Consider the following 16,482-nt stretch of genomic DNA (forward strand, 5'->3'; position numbering starts at 1 on the left):
CTATTTCTCCCGTCTGCGGGTCATGCTGCACTCTCGACGTCCAGATCGAGAGCAGAACGTGGCGATTTGGCCTGCGCCAGCAGCGAAACGAATTCGCAGGCTCTCGCTGTGCCTGTGTGGGCTGCCAGGATGAGCGCGTGCGCTTGTCTGGCCATGGCAAGCCGGGCGCTATTGGATTCCGTGGACAGGATGCCGGTCACGTCTTCAGTCTTGCGCGCTGTGTGGATCGTCCGCCCCGGAAACAGGCTTTCCAGTCCGGCCCAGAAGTCGCTGATGATCGCCGTGCCGCAGGCCGCCGCCTCGAAGAGGCGCACGCTGGGGGACCAGCCGGCCGCGATCATGGAACTGCGCGTGACGTTCAACGTGTAGCGTTGGCGGCTATAAAAGGCCGCGTGGTCTGCCGGCGGCAGGTGCTCGATGCGATCGACATTGTCCGGCCAGACGATGTCGCGCGGATATTGCGAGCCGGCCACGACGAAGCGGCGCTCCGGCATGCGACGCGCCGGTTCGAACAACAGCGCCTCCAGCGTCGCCTGGCGGTCGGGGCTGTAGGTGCCGAGATAGCCGAGATCCCAGCGGATCGGATCACCCGTTCCGTGATGCCGTTCCGGGTCAACGGAACAGTAGAGCGGCTCGGCACGCCTTGCGCCAAATTCCGCCGTCAGACGGGCAAGCGTCGGCCCGCCGGTGAAGGAGAAATAGATGTCGAAATACGGGACCTGCCGCTTGGCAATGTAGTCGCAATCATCGGCCGAAAGCTTTGCCAGCGTGACCGGCGTGTCGATGTCGTAGAAGCAGAACCGACCCGTGCACAGCGACGCCACGACGTCGATGACTTCAGGGCCTTCCGGAACGAAGGAGCCGACGACCACGATATCGGCCTCGCGCAGGCAGCGCGCAAAATTGCAGCGAAGATCATCAGTCGTTTCATAGTAGCGCAAGGCGCAGAAATCGGGATCGCGCAGGTCCCGGTGGCTTGCATACCACGGCACGTCGCGCTCGAGAAAGGTGACGCGATGGCCGAGCTCATGGAGGCCTTTGAGCAGGCCACGAAAGGTCGTGGCGTGGCCGTTTCCCCAGGACGAGGACAGAGACAGGCCGAGAAAGACGATGTCGAGCGGCTTCGTCATTCCGCGGCCTCCACGGTCGGGCGCTCGAAATGGCGCCTGAAAACGGCGTCGGCCAAAACGGCCCGTGTCGTATAAGTATGTTCGCCAAGCACGCGTCGAAGCGCAGATGACCCGATCGTCTTGGCCCGTTCGGCCGTAAGGTTTCGCATGATCTCGGCGACATCCTCACCGTCGCGCGCGACCAGGATTTCCTCGCCTGGTTTCAGGAACAGCTCGACGCCGAGCCAGGCGTCGGTGATGAGGCATGCGCCGGCGCCTGCCGCCTCGAAAACGCGCGTCGCCGGCGAAAAGCCGTTGGCCGCCATACTGTCGCGGCTGATGTTCAGCACCGCCTTGGCCGTGACGTTCAGTGCATTGTGGTCACGCGTGCCGACATGGCCGAGCCACCTGACATTGGCGGGCATCTGCTTGTCGCCCCAGCCCGACCCACCGAGCAGGAAGCGCTGATCGGCCAAGTGGCTGGCGGGCTCGAGGAAGAAGGCCTCGACGCGCGCCTCGCGGTCCGGCAGCCGGTTGCCGAGAAAGGCGAGATCGCAGGCAAAGCGCATCTCCTTGCCGACCGGATGATGCGTTTCCGGATCGAGTGCATTGTAGATCGGCACGCATTCGGCGGCGCCCATGGCGCGGTACGCCCACACCACCGGGTCGCCCCCGCCATAAGTCAGCACGAGGTCGATTTCCTGTAGCGCACTATGCAGCGGATGGTCAGGCTCGTCGCGCAACTGGCCAAGCGTTGCCGGCGCATCGACATCCCAGAACACCGTCAGCGCGTCGGCGCGGGCGTGATCGAGCACCGCACGCAACAGCGCGTCGTCGGCAAAACCAACGCCGCTTGCCTTGACGACGATGTCTGCCTCGGCCGCCCGGGCCGCCACCTGCATCAGCGCATTTGGGGTGGCCTCGTAGACGACGACGGTGCACCAGTCCGGCGCTTCGATGTCGCGGTTCTTCTGGCGATCGTAGACGTCCGGCTCATAGAAGGTGATGTCGTAGCCGAGCCTGGCCAGAGCCTTGAGCAGTCCGCGGTAATAGGTGGCCGCGCCGTTCCAATAGGACGACAGCAGGCTCGACCCGTAAAATGCGATCTTCATTCGGCGGCCTCCTTTGCAAGGATCGTGTCGGCGGCTTGCCGGTGCCCGCATTCGGCGAGCACGCCGAACAGTTCATCCGCCCGGTGCCGGCATGTGTGCCGCGAGCGAATGGTCTCGAGGCCCGATGTCGCCAGAGAAGCGGCGAGATCCGCATCATGCAGCACGGCGCGGAGATGATGCCGCATCTCGAAGCCATTGTTTGCAAACAGGAAATCGGCGCCCGGCCTGAACAGACGTTCGACATCGGACCAGGGCGCCGAAACGAGCGGAATGCCGCAGGCGAGCGCCTCGAACATGCGGATGGTCGGGATGCCGGGGAGGCTTTGGCGGTATGGACGCCGCGGGATGTGCACCGTGATGCGGTTTGCTGCGAACGCCTTCGGCACGTCGGCGTTGGCGATCCAGCCTTCGTAGTGCAGGCCGGCGGCCGCAAGGTCGGCGAGCGCATCCCGTGGATAGCGGACGCCGTGGACGGTGCCGCTCAGGCCGAGCTCATACACCGGGTCGACCAGGAATTCCCTGATTTCGGTGCTGCGCTCGTCGTCGCCCCAATTGCCGATCCAGATCAGGTCGGCGCTGCGTTCGATTTCAGGATGTGGCCGGAACAGATGGTCATCGGCTGCCTCGTGCCAGGTGAAGACCCGCTTGCCCCATCCGGCGCGAAGATAGCTTTCCCGCAGCGCTTCGCCGAAGGCGAGCACGCCGTCGTAATGTTCAAGCTGCAAGGCAGAAATCGCTTGCGTGGCCGAGATGGCGCGATGGTGCGTGTCGTGGAACAGCAGCGTGAAACGGCTGCCAGTCGCTTTCGCCCTGCCCAGGCGCGCAATAAGGTCCGGCTCGGTCCACTCGTGCACGATCACCACATCGGCATCGGAGATCCAGGCTTCGTGGTCGAAGGCGGCATCGTAGGTCACCGGCATCAACTCGGGGAAATCCTTCCTGAATCGCTCGATCGCAAAGGACCCTTTCTCGGCAACCAGGTTCGACCGGCTCCAGCCTTCGGCGGGCTCCAGCGCGATCGCCTGGTGTCCGCGCGCGACCAGCTCGCGCATGATGCCGCGCAGGAAATGTGCGTTGCCGTGGTTCCAGTCGGAAACGATCGAATGGGTGTAGAATAAAAACCGCATAATCAACTATCCGCCATGGTGGCCAGGGCCGCCTTGTCGTAGACGCCGCGCATGGCGGTCGCTTGTCTTGCTAGCGAAAATCTGCGGCTTCGGCGGGCCGCCGCTTCACCGAGCTCTCGCCGGCGCTGCGCGTCGCTGCAAAGATCATTGATGCATCTGGCGAGATCGCGCGGATCGCGCACGTCGTAGAACATGGCGGCGCCGTCCCACAATTCGCGATAGGTCGCGATATCGGCGAGCACCAAAGGCGTTGCCGACATTGCCGCTTCCAGCGTGGCCAGGCCGAACGGTTCATAGAGCGACGGCGAAACGAAGATTCCGGCCCGCGCCATCAACGAGCGCACTTCCTCATGCGGCACCGGCCCGACGGGAACCGCGTGACTGAAGCCAACATGCTGGCCCTCCGGCCCTTGCAGCGAACCTGCGACGAAGACTGGCCATTGCGTCAGGGAGGCGGCCTGGTCCAGCACCGCCGCGTTCTTTCCTTCATCCCACCAGCGCGCAGCGGCGAAAACGACCGATTCCCGCCTTTCGCTCTTCGGGCCGGGCCGCGCGCCATTGCCGACGACACTCAGGCGCGCGATCGGCCCGTAGCAGGTTTCCAGCATGGCGGCATGGCTGCGGCTCGGCGCAACGACCATGCCTGCTTTGTCGAGACCGCGCCGGTTGCGGTCCTTCTGCCAGATCCATTCGCCGTCCGCCGCCTGTCCCTTGACGACATGGAACCATGTCACCACGCAGGAATGCGAGACCGCTACGACGGGGCAAGGCACATCGAGCCCCGCAGCCTGCGTGGGCGCGTTGAGATGGACGACGTCGATGGCGTAGTCACGTATGAGTGGGTGCAGCTCCTGCTGCAATGCGTCGAGGTCGTGCTCGTTGCGGGTCATCCAGTCGGGCGGCGTGTTGAGCCATGTCAGCGCCGCGAAAGACTGGGCCTCCTCGGCCTGCTGCCTGGACGGTTCCGGACCAAGCCCGGCAAGCACGACGCTGTCGCCGCCGGCGACCAGTTGCCTGGCCAGATCGAGCGCATAGCGCCAGACGCCGCCAACGGCATCGACGGTCATCAGGATGCGCCGCGGCGGGCTCAGTGTCCGCAACATGTGGCCTCCAATTCGGCCAGCGGACGCGGACGCTTCTCCTGGATGTCGCTGAACGTTCGGAAGGATGCGAGGTAATGTTCATGCGCGCGCTCCCAGGCGAGGTCGTCGGGCTCGCCCCAAAGCTCGCGATAGCTTGGCGAACTCGGATAAGGATAAAGCGGCACCGGCTCGTTGGCCCAAACGCCGTTGTCGATCAGGTGCTTGCGCCAATAGTCGACCAGCGCGGGATCGTCCTCGACCACACCGATCAGATTGGCCTGCACGAACGGCACGTGGCGCCTAGCGTCGACCAGCAACGCCGCCAGTTCCTCGGTGCCCAGCCGGCAGCGTTTTGCCAGCATGGCGCGGCCTTCCACCGTCAGGCTTTCGAGGCCCGCTTCGATCGAGACGCATCCGGCGGCACCGAGCAGTCTCAGCAGCTCCGGCTTCCAGAGGTCGATGCGAGTCTGCACGCCGAACTTCACATCGCGATCGACCAACGCCTCCAGCAACGCCTTTTGCGGCAGGAAAATCTCGTCGATGAAGTAGATGTAGCCCACGCCCTGTGCGATGAGCCGATCGATCTCCGCGATCACTGCTTCGTGGTTCCGGCGGCGGTAGGCATCGCGGAAATCGATCTTGGCGCAGAAGCTGCAATTATACGGGCAGCCGCGCGACGCTTCGACCTCCGCTCCGAAACCGACCTGATTGTCGTCGAAGCGATGGTGGTGGTGCGAATGCGCGGCAATCCAGTCCGACGGCCATTCGAGCGGTGGGTGATTGATGAACGAACTCGCATGGGCGCCGCCGTTCGAAACCAGTTTTTCATGCTCGAAATGGGCGGTGGACGGCACCGCGCTCCAGTCGTCGCGCAGGGCAAGTTCCGCGACCACTTCCTCGCATTCGCCGCGCACGACAATGTCGACCCCAAGCTTGCGCAATGTCGGCGCCGGCGTCGCCGAGCCATGCGGGCCGACGGCGACGGTGCGGCCGCCGTGGCGGGCAAGACGGTTGAGGAAATCGGCCGGCACGCGCAACTCGGGCGGTGCGCAACGCCAGAACAGATAGGTCGGCGCGGTGCTGACGACGGTCATGCCAGGCTCGAAGGCGGCGACGCGATCAGCGAGCGCGGCGTTGTCGAGCTTCTGGATCTGCCCGTCCAGCATCAGCACCTCGTGGCCGGCTGTTTCTAGCAGGGCTTTCGAATAACCGAGTTCGAGCGGCAGATGCGGCTGACGGCAGCCGAAATAGATGCTGTCCTGGTATGTCCAGGACGGATTGACCAGGGCGACCTTCATGCCACGTACCTCGCCGGTTCGGGACGCGGGTCGATGCGATGACGCTGCAGCCAGTCGGCGAGGTCACGAATACCGTCGCGCCAAGAGATGTGCGCTCTCCACCCCAGCGCAGCGGTGATCGCCCGCGTGTCGGCGACGAAGAACGGTTGGTCGCCAGTGCGTTCGCGGTCGTAACGGATCGAAACGTCCCGTTTCGTTATGTCGCGAATCTCCTTCAGCAGCATGCGCAGGCTGACGGCGTTTTCCGGTCCGCCGCCGAGGTTGAATGCCTGGCCCTTGATCGTCTCGATCCGGTCGAGCACGGCGCGATAGGCCGCGACCGCATCGGAAACATGCAGGATGTCGCGCACCTGCTTGCCGTCGCCGTAGATGGTGATCGGCCGGTCGGAGAACGCGCTGAGCAGAAAATGGGCGACCCAGCCCTGATCCTCCGTCCCGAACTGGCGCGGTCCATAGATGCAGCTCATGCGCAGCACCGCCGTCGGCAGATCGTATGACTTGGCATAATCGAGAACATACTGGTCCGCCGCGCCCTTCGAGCAGCCATAGGGCGTGCAGAAATCGAGGCCGCGCGTCTCGTCGACGCCGTGCGCACGGATGCCCGCGTCGCAAGGCGCGTATTTGCCGTCCTCTTCTCGCATTGCGAGGTCGGCGAGGCGGCCATAGACCTTGTTGGTGCTGGCGAAAACGACGGGGATGCGCTTGCCGCTGCGGCGGGCGGCTTCCAGGACGTTGAACGTCCCGCGCAGGTTGATGTCGAAATCCTCATCCGGTTGAACCAGACTCGTGGTTACGGCGGTCTGCGCGGCAAGGTGGAAAACCGCCTTCGAACGTGCCACCGACGGCGCGAGCGCCTCCGCGTCGCGGATATCCGCTATTTCGACGGTGAGGCGGTTGCCGTGCTTTCGCGTCAACCATTCGAGGTTCTGCTCGACGCCGGGACGGCTCAGATTGTCGATGACCAGCACCGGCTCGCCGTCCGACAACAGGCTGTCGGCGAGGTTCGAGCCGATGAAGCCGCTGCCGCCGATAATGGCGACGGGCGCTTCGCGAAAATTGCGTGAATCCGGTCTCATGATACCAGCCCTCGCGCTTCGAGTTCCCGCTTCATCTCGGCGCTGCGATCGATGGCAACCGTGTTACGCACCCATGCGACGAAATCCCCGAGCGAATGCTCCAGCCGGTACTGCGGCTGGAAGCCGAGCAGTTCGCGCGCCTTCGAGATGTCGGCAAAGCAGTTGCGGATATCGCCGGAGCGTGCCTTGCCGAGGATTTCCGGCGGGCGGCCAGGCACGCCCATCGCTTCGGCGAGCAGCCGGGCGACTTCGCTGACCGCATAGGCCCGCCCGCTGCCGATGTTGATGACGTGGCCGCGCGCCTGGGGCTGTTCCAGCGCCAGCCGGAAGGCGCGGGCAACGTCGCGTACATGAACGAAGTCGCGCTTCTGTTCGCCGTCTTCGAAAATCAGCGGCCGCTGGCCATTTGCGATGCGCGAGGCGAAGTTCGCCAAGACGCCGGTATACGGGTTCGAGAGTGCCTGTCCGGCGCCGAAGACATTGAACAGGCGCAGCGCGACCGCATCGACGCCATAGGCTTCGCCGAAGATCAGTACGGCGCGCTCCTGAGCGTATTTCGTCAGCGCGTAGATCGAGGCGAGATCGACCGGTTTTTGCTCGTCGGTCGGCAACGGCGACAGGACTTCACCTTCCGGCGACAGGGGATTCCATTGGCCGCTGCGGATATCGTCCGGCTGCCGTCTCGCATTGTCGATGCGCCGGCCATCCGGCGTGGCATAGAGACCCTCGCCATAGACGCTCATCGACGAAGCAACGACGATACGTTCGATCGGGCGTTTGATCAGCACTTCCAGCAACGTGGCGGTGCCGAGGTCGTTGGCGCCGACATAGCGGGCGATCTCGTACATGGACTGGCCGACGCCCACTTCAGCCGCCAGGTGAATGATCGCGTCGACATCTTCGACTGCCTCTGTGACGGCATCGCGATCGCGAACGTCGCCTTTGATCAGCTTGGCGCCTGGCGGCAGGCTGATTGCCTCGCCGCCATGCACCTGGTCCAGCAGCGCATCGAGAATTGAAACCCCATAGCCATGTTCAACGAGTTCCTGGGCGACGTGGCGGCCGATGAAACCGCAGCCTCCCGTGACCAGTATACGTTTCACGACAACTCCTCATACGAATGGCTTTGCCGCCCCAAACTTCCGGGCGAAAGGTTTGTTCCCTTGCTTCAACAAAGTTCCCGGAACGCCGTGTGATCGCGAAAGTGTCCCGGCCGGCTTGGGCTGGGGACGGGAACATCGAAGCGCGCTTGGTGTTAGGAGCCATATTCGACTGACCGCGCGCACATGCCGACAGCGATGCATCTGCTGGTTGTGTGAAGGCAGACCGGCAACGCGGGGGTCTCGCGGTCTGCGGTGGAATCGAAGGGAGATTGCGATGTCTGAATCGAAGACGACCACCGATCATAACGAAATCCGCCGCTGGGCCGAGGACCGCGACGGGCGGCCGGCGGTGGTTCGCACCAAGGGCGAGGGCGGCATACTGCGCATCGACTTCGGCGAGCCTGAAGAGACGTTCGAGCCTGTCGAATGGGACGAGTTCTTCAGGATATTCGACGAGAACGAACTGGCCTTCCTCTATCAGGACGAGACCAGCGGCGGGAAAACCAGCCGTTTCAACAAATTCGTCGAGCGCAGCCGGAAAGGCTGACCGCGTCTAGTTGCCGGCAACGGCCGCGGTCAGTGCAGCAGGTTCGCTCCACGTGCCCTGACGATGTTTCGCATGATGCCGTTGAGCCAGTCCTCGGTGGAGGAGCCGGATCGTCTCCTGTCGATCTCGCCGATGGCCTGCTCGAGCGTTCGCTCAACCAGCCGGTCGGAAGCATCCATGTCTCCCAGCAGCAGGCGTGCAGCGAGCCTGAGCTTGGGCAGCAGTGAAAATACGTCGTCCGAGGGCTCCGACGCTCGACCTCCTTTCGATGCAGGCGTCTCGGCTGGGAAGAGAGCATCGAAAACAGCCTGGCCGTCCGAGGATTTTCGGAGGCTGCTGGCATACCGAAGGCGCTCAGGAATAACGATGTCTTCATCGCCGCTGAAAAACACGAACGGCACGCCACGGCGCATTAACTCGTCGGCGATCGGGAATACCCGTCGTCCGTTGAGATTGACGTCCAGGATCGCGGCCTCCGCCTCGTCCGTATGTTTCGATGCCTGTTCGACCGTCGCCACTGGGCCAAGCACGACGGCGCCCATCTTGCTGAAGTAACGTGCAAGATCGCCCGCCAGCATCCATTCGTCCTCGACGATCAGGATATGCAAGCCTTGCAGGTCGCGCACCTCATTGTTCCTTCTTCCTGCGGGATTTACGGCTGTCGGCGCGGACTTCTGCAAAATGGCGGGCCAGGACCTCTTGCAACCGTTCCGCGAGCGCGAGCAGGCGAGGCGGGATGTTTTCAGATACCGGGAACCTGGTCAGATCCGGCGAGGGCAACAGGATTCGCTTGGCCGGCTTTATTTCAGGTGGTCGTCTTGCCATTGGAACCGCCTCCGAAGTCAAATGTTAATGCCACCGGCGGTGCTTTGTTCCGTTATTGGACTATTTACTGGCCTCAGGCTCGGCCCGGTCTTAGTCTGAGGCGTGATTTGGGTCTAAGGGCTTGGCGTGGCATCCCAGAATGGAAGATTTCCCATAGTCGGCGTCGGTGCATCGGCCGGCGGCATTCCCGCGATGGAGGGCCTGTTCAAAGGACTGACCGGCGACACCGGCATGGCGTTCGTCGTCGTCACGCATCTCAGCCCGGAGCGGGAAAGCCTGCTGCACGAGGTCATCCGACGTTATACCGAAATGCCGGTCTTGGTGGCCGAGGAGGGCGCGGCGGTCCAGCCCGGCCAAGTCTATGTGATGCCGCAAAACGTCGTCCTCACCATCCGCAAGGGCGCGCTTTCGCTGCGCCGGCCGAACACGCTCAACCGCGAGCGCAAGCCGATCGACATTTTCTTCAGCGCATTGGCCGAGGACCAGGGCGAGTATGCCGTCGGCATTATCTTGTCGGGTGGCGATTCGGACGGCACGCTCGGCGCCAGGGCGATCAAGGAGCATGGCGGGCTGACGATTGCCCAGGCCTCCAACGGTTCCGGCCCGCGCAATCCGGACATGCCGCAGAGTGCGATTTCGAGCGGCCTGATCGACATAGCGGCGCCCGCCGAGCAGATCGGGGCAAAGCTTCAGGCGTTTGCCCGCGGTTTCGATGTGCTGAACGGACTGACCGAAGCCGACGACGAGCACAAGGCCGAGATGGATCAGGCCCGCGATGAAATCTACGCCATTTTGCGCAGCCATTCCGGTCACGACTTTTCCGGCTACAAGACCAAGACTTTTCTGCGTCGCGTAAAGCGGCGCATGCAGATAACGCAGCTGCAGTCGATCACCACCTACATAGAACGGCTGAAAAGGGATCCGGACGAGGTGGCGAAGCTGTTTCGCGACCTGCTCATCAACGTCACCAGCTTTTTTCGCGACGCCGAAGCGTTCAAATTGCTGGAGAAAAAGATCATACCGCAGATTTTCGAAGGCAAGAACGCCTCCGATGCCGTGCGTGTGTGGGTGCCCGGCTGCGCCACCGGCGAGGAGGTGTTCTCGATCGGCATGCTGATGCGCGAGCGCATGGAGAAGCTTTCCGCGCCGCCGCGCGTCCAGATATTCGCGACCGACATCGATGAGCCGGCGCTCGCGGTGGCGCGTGCGGCACGTTATCCAGAAGCGCTGCTGCACGGGCTTTCGCCCGAGCGCAGGCAACGCTTTTTCCACAGTGACGGCGAGAGCTATGTGCTCGGCAAGGAGGTGCGCGAACTGTGCATCTTTTCCCCGCACAGCATTATCCGCGATCCTCCCTTCTCGCGCATCGACATGATTTCGTGTCGCAACCTGCTGATCTATTTCGGCCCGCAAATCCAGAACCGGGTCATTCCGATCTTCCATCACGCGCTGAGGCCGGGCGGCTACCTGTTCCTCGGCAACTCGGAAAGCATCGGTCAGCACGGTGACCTGTTCGCCACGGTCGACAAGAAGCAGCGGATATTCCAGGCGCGGGAACATGCCACGCCGCGGCCGCCGGTCCTGATCGGCAATGGCCGCACGGGTGCCCTTCCGGTTGGACGCGGCGGCTCGAAGAAGGATGCGGCCAGCCATTCACTGCGCCAGGCGATCGAGGCTCAGGTGCTGGAGCGGTTCGCCCCGCCTCACGTTCTGGTCAATGGCGATGGCGACATCGTCTACTATTCGGCGCGGACGGGCAAATATCTGGAAGCGCCACAAGGCGCCCCGAGCCGGCAGTTGCTGACCTTGGCCCGCCGCGGGCTGAGACTGGAACTGCGCGCCGCGTTGCGGGAAGCAGCCACGACGCGCCGCACGGTCGTGCGGGAGAACATAGCGGTCGAGGAAGACGACGGACAGGTTCAGTTCATTACACTGACGGTCGAGCCATACACGGAACGCAGTAATGGCGAGCCCCTCTACCTCGTCCTGTTCAATCCGGTGGGACAGGCCCAGATCCGCTCCGATCCGACACGGGAAAGCCGCGGCACCGAAGATGCGGCCTATCTCGAACGGGAGTTGCGCGACACTCGCGAGCGGCTGCAGTCGACAGTCGAGGAATACGAAACCGCGCTGGAGGAAGTAAAATCTTCGAACGAGGAACTCGTCTCCGTCAATGAAGAGGCACAGTCGACCAATGAGGAGCTTGAGGCCTCGAAGGAGGAAATGCAGTCGCTCAACGAAGAGCTCAACACCATCAATGCGGAACTGACCGGCAAGATAGAGGAACTCGATCGCGCCAACAGCGATCTCAGAAACTTGTTCGAAAGCACGGAAATCGCCACCATCTTCCTCGACCGCAACCTTGTGGTGCGGACCTTTACTCCCGCCGCGTCGTCGTTCTTCAACTTGCGTCCGTCCGATGTCGGCCGACCGCTGACCGATCTTTCGAGCCAGCTCGACTACCCCGAGTTGAAGCGGCACATCCAGGCGGTGTTCGAGACGGGAGAGACCCTGAACCATCACCTTGCGCGCGACGACAAGGGCCGGTTCTACCTGGTTCGCATCAACCCTTACCGGGACAAAAGCGGCAGCATCCAAGGCGTGGTCGTGACCCTGATCGACGTGACGACGCTGGCGCAGGCTGAAGAGCGTCAGCAAGTGCTCATCTCGGAGCTGAACCATCGCGTCAAGAACATGCTGGCGGTTGTCGCCAGCATCACCAACCGGACGCGTGAATACTCGGCGTCGAAAAACGAGTTCGCTGAAGCCTTGATCGGCCGTCTGCATGCAATGTCACGAGCCTACAGTCTGCTCTCGCGCGAAAGCTGGACGGAAGCCTCCGTCGAGGAACTGCTGCGCCAGGAGCTTGATCCCTTCGGGGCCGAACGGTTCGAGCTCGATGGCAAGCGGGTAAGCCTCAAGGCTGTACAGGGGCTTTCGTTCGGCATGGCAATCCATGAACTGGCGACCAATGCCGCCAAATATGGCGCACTGTCGAAGCCTGCCGGGCGGATAATTGTGAAATGGTCGGTGGTGGATGGAACCTTCAAGCTCGTCTGGCGCGAGAAGGGCGGCCCCCGCATCAAGGAGCCAACCGACAGCGGCTTCGGCCTTACCCTTCTGCGCGGAGAAATCGGCTACAGGCTGGGCGGAAAAGTTGAAACAAGTTTCCGCTCAAATGGTTTGGAGGCGGAAATTGCATTCCCTCTGACCCGCGAGGGCTCGTCGTGACCGGAAAGGTGCGTGTGCTGATCGTCGAGGATGAATGGCTGATCGCCGACGACGCGGCGGCTTACCTGCGAAAAGCCGGCCATCAGGTGGTTGGACCTGTTTCGTCGGTGACGGCGGCACTCCGGCTCGTCGGCGAAGGCGGGATCGACGCCGCGTTACTGGATATCCAGCTGAACGACGAAACCAGCTACCCGATTGCCGAAGCGTTGCGGATGCGTGGTGTTCCGTTCGCCTTCCTCTCAGGCTTTGGCGAACGGGAAATTCCGGCCGGGTTCCGCGCCTGCAGGATCGTGCAGAAGCCGGCGAGCCAGAGTGCGATCCTGAATGCCGTAGATGAACTCGCGCGGGCTTCCTGAATTCCTGGCATTCCAGCGGCTTGTCGGTCGGGCGTGGCGTGGTGCCAGCCAGCCGTCGCCGGCCAGCGTATCGCCGGCTTCGATGCAGATTTTCCATCACGCTGCCGCCGAACCTGTGGCAGGCCGCATTGCTCCGCCATTGCGAGCCAGACCCCATGGCCGGCCTATGGCAATATCCGCACCGGTACCGATTTGACTGCCGGAACATGAGCCTTCTCGGCTCTGTGCCACAAAGGAACCAGCGGGTTGAGCTCGGGATAATAACCGGCACAATTTCCTTCCGGAACCGAGAAAGGCGTGATGCGCAGCCCGCGCACGCGGCGCTCCACACCATCCTGCGCATTGGCTTCGAGATCGACCTCCTGTCCCGCGCTCAAACCGAGGCGCTGGATGTCCTTTTCGTTCATCAACAGCACCATGCGTGTGCCGCTGATGCCACGCAGCCGGTCGTTGTAGCCGTAGACGGTCGTATTGAACTGGTCGTTAGAGCGGACCGTGATCAGTGTCAGCACATCGCGGCCGGCGACATCGATGTCAGGATCGGTTTCAAGGCCACTTGGCAGCTTGAAATTGGCCTTCTTGTTCGGCGTCTCCCACACCCGTTTGCTGGCCTTGATGTCGCGATGAAACCCGCCGGGCGTCAGGAAGCGCTTGTTGAAGTCGCGGAAATGTTGGGGGTAGCAGCGCTCGATCTCGTCACGGATGCGGGAATAATCCCCAACCCACTCATCCCATTGGATCGAACTCCTGCCTGGCACCGTCGCCTTGGCAAGTTCGGCGACGATCCTGGGCTCGGAAAGCAGATGTGACGAAGCCGGAGGTCGCGATCCGAACGAGCCGTGGATACAGGCGGTGGAATCCTCGATCGACACCCTTTGGTCGCCGCTCGCCTGATGATCTCTTTCCAGCCGTGACAGGCAAGGCAGCAGGTAGGTTGTCCGGCCGGCGATCAGATGGCTGCGGTTGAGTTTGGTCGCGATCTCGACATGCAGGTCGAGCCCACGCCAGGCTTTCTCGACCAGGCCGGTTTCCGGAACGGCCCGCACGAAATTGCCGCCCAGCCCGACGAAGCCCTTGACCGATCCGTCGATGACGCCTTCGCAGGTTTCGACCGTATCGAAGCCTTTTTCGCGCGGCGGTTCAAAGGCGTAGAATTCGGCGAACTTGCCGAGCGGGACGAGCTCGGGTTTTTCCGATATGCCGACGGTGCGCTGCCCCTGGACATTGGAATGGCCGCGCAGCGGCGAAATGCCGGCGCCGGGTTTTCCGATATTGCCGCGCATCATCAAAAGGTTGCACAGCATCTGGACGTTCTCTGTGCCGTGCCGATGCTGGGTCAGGCCCACGCCGTAATTGCCGATCACCGCGTTGGAATGGCTGTAGACCTCGGCGACATGCTCCAGATCGGCTTGCGCAATGCCGGATCGTGCGACGATATCGCTCCATGAGGCGCTGCGCAGGAAGGCGTCGAACGCGGCGAAGCCATGCGTATGCTCGGCGATGAAAGCCGTGTCGAGGACACGCGTCCTGCCGCTTTCTCGGGCGGCGTCGTCGAGCGCCAGCACCGCCTTGGCGATGCCCGTCATCGCGGCAATGTCGCCGCCGGCGCGAATCTGGAAGAAGTCGCTGGACATTTTGGTGCCCGGTCCGGGCGACAGCATGTCAACGGGATTTTGCGGGTTCTTGAAGCGCTTCAGTCCCCGCTCGGGCAAGGGATTGAAAGTAAAGACGGGCACGTTGCGTTGACGTGCCTCTTGCAGCGGATGCAGCAGGCGCGGCGCTGTCACCCCGGTGTTGTGCCCGAAGAAGAACATCATGTCGCATTTCGCAAAGTCTTCGAGCTGCACGGTCCCGACCGGCGAACCGATCGATTCCGGCAAGCCGACCGAGGTCGATTCGTGGCACATGTTGGACGAATCGGGCAGGTTCGAAGACCCATATATCCGCGCAAAGAGCTGGTACATGAAGGAAGCCTCGAGCGAGGCCCGGCCAGACGTGTAGAACACCACCGATTTTGGATCGAGCCGCTGCAGCTCGGCAGCTATGTCGCGGAATGCATCTTCCCAGGAAACCGGCTCGTAACGGTCGACGGCGGCGTTGTAGCGCATGGGCTCCGTAAGCCTGCCCTGCTTCTCCAGATCGTGGTCCGGCCAATCGAGCAATTCCGTCACCGGGTGCTCGGCGAAGAAAGCGGGTTCGCAGCGCAGCTTCGTCTGCTCCCACATCGTGGCCTTGGCGCCGTTTTCGCAGAACTCGAAAGGCCTCGGCTGGGCTGGCTTTGCCCATGAACAAGACACGCACATATAGCCGTCGGCCTTGTTCTGCTTGAGCAGCGTGCTCCATATCCCGGACAACAGCAGGCCTTCGCCACGCGCCTTGCGGACGAGGGATTTAAGCGATCCTCAGCCGCCTGTCGGGTGGTCGTATCTCTTGGTTTCGATGCGATCGGTTACGGCGGGTTTCATGCAAGCCACTCCCTGTAAGAAGAGCATTCATAAGAACCCGCCGTAAGGCTGAATGTTCCGGGCCGGGTCCCTACCGTCACACCGTTCCGTCTCGCCGGAACCATATCCGCCATCGTTTGTTCGGCTCGAAGAAAGGAGTCGCGCGAAATGGAGCGACGTAACGCGTTAATTGCGATGGTGATTTCGGCCATCATCATCGTCGGCTTTCTCATAGGCTTTTTGTACGGCGATATGGGCTGGCAGACGTCGCCGCTCAAACGAGCCCCTGAGCAGAACCAGGGTGGCAATGCTCCGGCAGATACCTCGCCTGCCGCCGGCATCAAGAAGAACCCCAAGGAAAATACCGAAATGCCAGGCCAGCAATGAGTGAGACTCAGCAATGAAGGTAGGCAATGCCACGAACTGAAACGGGGTCCTGTTTTTGCGGCGCCATAACGGCGGAGATGCGCGGCGAGCCTTTCTGGATTTGCTCCGATCACGATGACGACTGCCGCAAGGCGATAGGAAGCCCTCTGACGGTGTGGGTTGGTTATCGGCCTTCTGAACTCACTTTGCTCACCGGCATACCGAAGACCTTTTCGAAAACCCCCGGCGTGCTCCGGTCCTTCTGTGCGGATTGCGGAACATCTATCGGCTATGTTGACCAGGGCCTGCCCGACGAACTCTATCTGGCGATCGGTTTTCTCGACCACCCCGAACGGTTTCCGCCACAAGCTCACGCATATTGGGACATGAGGCTGCCCTGGGTCGACTTTCCAGACGACCTGCCGCGGGTGGCGACGTATTCGAGGCGGCGCGATCCGGCGTTCGGAAATCCGGCAGACCGATAGACTACTGCCCGCCTGCAGGTGGAAAACGTACCGTTCGCAGCTTCGTACGAAAACGACAATTGGCGCGCGGCCGAAAACGCGCAATTATCGGCTAATGGGCCGCCGTTTGGATGACAAGCTCGATTGCAAGGCGTGCGGGACGATCCTGATGGAGATTCCCGACAACGCGAAGGATTCGACGCCGATCCATTGCAGCAATTGCGGCGCCTATCTCGGCGAATGGGGCGATCTGCAGGAGGATTTCTTCAGGCAGGCATTCGGTGCCCAGGCCTTCGATCTGAACAACGGAAACATCATCAAGAAATAATCCTGGATCCCGCC

General features: G+C 62.4%; 15 protein-coding genes and 1 pseudogene. 6 read left to right on the forward strand and 10 right to left on the reverse strand.

What is annotated here, in order from left to right:
- Window positions 1-20: 20 nt before the first annotated feature.
- From NKI85_RS07045 to NKI85_RS07075, 7 genes are read right to left on the reverse strand one after another with little or no spacing between them, the layout of a single operon-like run.
- Window positions 21-1,130 (reverse strand): CgeB family protein, encoded by a 1,110-nt coding sequence (locus NKI85_RS07045; protein WP_352527125.1) that lies wholly within the window; start codon window positions 1,128-1,130, stop codon window positions 21-23.
- Window positions 1,127-2,221: a CgeB family protein gene (locus NKI85_RS07050; protein WP_352527126.1), complete on the reverse strand. Its 1,095-nt coding sequence runs from the start codon at window positions 2,219-2,221 to the stop codon at window positions 1,127-1,129. The genes NKI85_RS07045 and NKI85_RS07050 overlap by 4 nt, the downstream gene beginning before the upstream one ends.
- Window positions 2,218-3,348: a CgeB family protein gene (locus tag NKI85_RS07055; RefSeq protein ID WP_352527127.1), complete on the reverse strand. Its 1,131-nt coding sequence runs from the start codon at window positions 3,346-3,348 to the stop codon at window positions 2,218-2,220. Before NKI85_RS07055 ends, NKI85_RS07050 begins: the two co-directional genes overlap by 4 nt.
- Window positions 3,349-3,350: 2 nt before the next feature.
- Window positions 3,351-4,451: a glycosyltransferase family 4 protein gene (locus NKI85_RS07060; protein WP_352527128.1), complete on the reverse strand. Its 1,101-nt coding sequence runs from the start codon at window positions 4,449-4,451 to the stop codon at window positions 3,351-3,353.
- On the reverse strand, window positions 4,436-5,728 hold the full coding sequence (locus tag NKI85_RS07065; RefSeq protein WP_352527129.1) for a TIGR04295 family B12-binding domain-containing radical SAM protein: 1,293 nt from the start codon (window positions 5,726-5,728) through the stop codon (window positions 4,436-4,438). Before NKI85_RS07065 ends, NKI85_RS07060 begins: the two co-directional genes overlap by 16 nt.
- Complete coding sequence (locus NKI85_RS07070; protein WP_352776456.1) at window positions 5,725-6,804, reverse strand: NAD-dependent epimerase/dehydratase family protein; 1,080 nt, start codon at window positions 6,802-6,804, stop codon at window positions 5,725-5,727. Before NKI85_RS07070 ends, NKI85_RS07065 begins: the two co-directional genes overlap by 4 nt.
- The gene (locus tag NKI85_RS07075) at window positions 6,801-7,907 is read right to left on the reverse strand and encodes an NAD-dependent epimerase/dehydratase family protein (RefSeq protein WP_352527131.1); all 1,107 of its coding nucleotides are present in this window, start codon (window positions 7,905-7,907) and stop codon (window positions 6,801-6,803) included. Before NKI85_RS07075 ends, NKI85_RS07070 begins: the two co-directional genes overlap by 4 nt.
- A gap of 274 nt (window positions 7,908-8,181) precedes the next feature.
- Here NKI85_RS07075 and NKI85_RS07080 point away from each other — a divergent pair, with 274 nt between their 5' ends.
- A complete protein-coding gene (locus NKI85_RS07080) occupies window positions 8,182-8,454 on the forward strand; it encodes a hypothetical protein (RefSeq protein WP_352527132.1) in 273 nt (90 codons plus the stop codon).
- 29 nt (window positions 8,455-8,483) lie between these two features.
- On the opposite strand, the gene NKI85_RS07085 is transcribed toward NKI85_RS07080, so the two are convergent.
- Together NKI85_RS07085 and NKI85_RS07090 are read right to left on the reverse strand one after the other, a co-directional pair.
- On the reverse strand, window positions 8,484-9,080 hold the full coding sequence (locus NKI85_RS07085) for a response regulator (RefSeq protein WP_352776457.1): 597 nt from the start codon (window positions 9,078-9,080) through the stop codon (window positions 8,484-8,486).
- A 1-nt stretch (window position 9,081) separates the two neighbouring features.
- Complete coding sequence (locus NKI85_RS07090) at window positions 9,082-9,279, reverse strand: hypothetical protein (RefSeq protein ID WP_352527134.1); 198 nt, start codon at window positions 9,277-9,279, stop codon at window positions 9,082-9,084.
- A 126-nt stretch (window positions 9,280-9,405) separates the two neighbouring features.
- Here NKI85_RS07090 and NKI85_RS07095 point away from each other — a divergent pair, with 126 nt between their 5' ends.
- Window positions 9,406-12,510 carry a CheR family methyltransferase gene (locus tag NKI85_RS07095; RefSeq protein ID WP_352527135.1) on the forward strand — a complete coding sequence of 1,035 codons (3,105 nt, stop codon included), beginning with the start codon at window positions 9,406-9,408 and terminating at the stop codon, window positions 12,508-12,510.
- A 14-nt stretch (window positions 12,511-12,524) separates the two neighbouring features.
- A complete protein-coding gene (locus NKI85_RS07100) occupies window positions 12,525-12,866 on the forward strand; it encodes a response regulator (protein WP_352527136.1) in 342 nt (113 codons plus the stop codon).
- 164 nt (window positions 12,867-13,030) lie between these two features.
- On the opposite strand, the pseudogene NKI85_RS07105 reads toward NKI85_RS07100, so the two are convergent.
- Window positions 13,031-15,331 (reverse strand): annotated as a pseudogene (locus NKI85_RS07105) (FdhF/YdeP family oxidoreductase).
- Window positions 15,332-15,478: 147 nt separating this feature from the next.
- Between NKI85_RS07105 and NKI85_RS07110 the strand changes: the two are divergent.
- From NKI85_RS07110 to NKI85_RS07120, 3 genes are all read left to right on the forward strand, one after another.
- Entirely contained in the window at window positions 15,479-15,697 is a 219-nt protein-coding gene (locus tag NKI85_RS07110) for a hypothetical protein (protein WP_254818791.1), read from the forward strand.
- 26 nt (window positions 15,698-15,723) lie between these two features.
- Complete coding sequence (locus NKI85_RS07115; protein WP_352781703.1) at window positions 15,724-16,161, forward strand: GFA family protein; 438 nt, start codon at window positions 15,724-15,726, stop codon at window positions 16,159-16,161.
- 148 nt (window positions 16,162-16,309) lie between these two features.
- Entirely contained in the window at window positions 16,310-16,468 is a 159-nt protein-coding gene (locus tag NKI85_RS07120; RefSeq protein WP_352527137.1) for a hypothetical protein, read from the forward strand.
- Window positions 16,469-16,482 lie beyond the last annotated feature (14 nt).

This window comes from Mesorhizobium sp. M0571 (assembly GCF_040320985.1).
GTDB lineage: Bacteria > Pseudomonadota > Alphaproteobacteria > Rhizobiales > Rhizobiaceae > Mesorhizobium.

Coding starts and splice junctions, on each gene's coding strand:
- NKI85_RS07055 (WP_352527127.1), bottom strand. CDS start 3,348: ATGCGGTTTTTATTCTACACCCATTCGATCGTTTCCGACTGGAACCAC.
- NKI85_RS07110 (WP_254818791.1), top strand. CDS start 15,479: ATGGAGCGACGTAACGCGTTAATTGCGATGGTGATTTCGGCCATCATC.
- NKI85_RS07070 (WP_352776456.1), bottom strand. CDS start 6,804: ATGAGACCGGATTCACGCAATTTTCGCGAAGCGCCCGTCGCCATTATC.
- NKI85_RS07050 (WP_352527126.1), bottom strand. CDS start 2,221: ATGAAGATCGCATTTTACGGGTCGAGCCTGCTGTCGTCCTATTGGAAC.
- NKI85_RS07120 (WP_352527137.1), top strand. CDS start 16,310: ATGGAGATTCCCGACAACGCGAAGGATTCGACGCCGATCCATTGCAGC.
- NKI85_RS07060 (WP_352527128.1), bottom strand. CDS start 4,451: ATGTTGCGGACACTGAGCCCGCCGCGGCGCATCCTGATGACCGTCGAT.
- NKI85_RS07080 (WP_352527132.1), top strand. CDS start 8,182: ATGTCTGAATCGAAGACGACCACCGATCATAACGAAATCCGCCGCTGG.
- NKI85_RS07065 (WP_352527129.1), bottom strand. CDS start 5,728: ATGAAGGTCGCCCTGGTCAATCCGTCCTGGACATACCAGGACAGCATC.
- NKI85_RS07115 (WP_352781703.1), top strand. CDS start 15,724: ATGCCACGAACTGAAACGGGGTCCTGTTTTTGCGGCGCCATAACGGCG.
- NKI85_RS07045 (WP_352527125.1), bottom strand. CDS start 1,130: ATGACGAAGCCGCTCGACATCGTCTTTCTCGGCCTGTCTCTGTCCTCG.
- NKI85_RS07090 (WP_352527134.1), bottom strand. CDS start 9,279: ATGGCAAGACGACCACCTGAAATAAAGCCGGCCAAGCGAATCCTGTTG.